The sequence below is a fragment of the Agromyces agglutinans genome, assembly GCF_009647605.1.
GTDB classification, from domain to species: domain Bacteria; phylum Actinomycetota; class Actinomycetes; order Actinomycetales; family Microbacteriaceae; genus Agromyces; species Agromyces agglutinans.
Genome location: NZ_WJIF01000021.1, coordinates 471 through 1,019, shown reverse-complemented (window position 1 = coordinate 1,019; position 549 = coordinate 471). Strand labels below are relative to the sequence as shown.

Genomic DNA, 549 nt, shown 5'->3' with positions numbered 1-549 from the left:
GACCCAATTTCGTAAAAAGTTCAACAGCTTTGCGACCACCAAAAAAAAGCCTAAGCGCTTTTTTCTGCCCCGAAATTAAAGACTTCAAAGCATGATTCGCAGAATGGCTATTTGTAAGGGTTAAAAGAAAAACCTCACCCCCTTGGTTTTTCCATGCGTCACAGGCTCTCTTAAGCTCATCACGACGTTTTTCAGTAATCTGCTTTGCACAGACAGGGCAAGTCCAAACAGAGCCACAGCGCTGCACATTGGCCCAATGAGCCTTATTTCTAACTTCGTTATATTTGACAGAAAATTCTTTTGAAGAATCGATTCGCTTCTTCAAACAATTACAAACACGCTCTTTAGGCAAAAGTCTTGCAGATTGATCTTGAAGAAGGAACTCATGAACCCTCTGAAAGCCTTTATTTTCAATGATGGAATGAGATTTCGTAAATATACCAAGGCGACCGCGAGCGCCCTCGCCGCAGGTACGTACGGCCGTGCGCCCCGCAGCGCTAGCGCGCGCGTGCAAAGAAGATTTACCATTTTGGCAATTTTTGAACGAAA

At 44.3% G+C, this 549-nt stretch carries 1 pseudogene; it reads right to left on the bottom strand.

Annotated features, from left to right (window positions below):
- Window positions 1–549: pseudogene (locus tag GE115_RS18425) on the bottom strand (hypothetical protein); the annotation flags it as partial.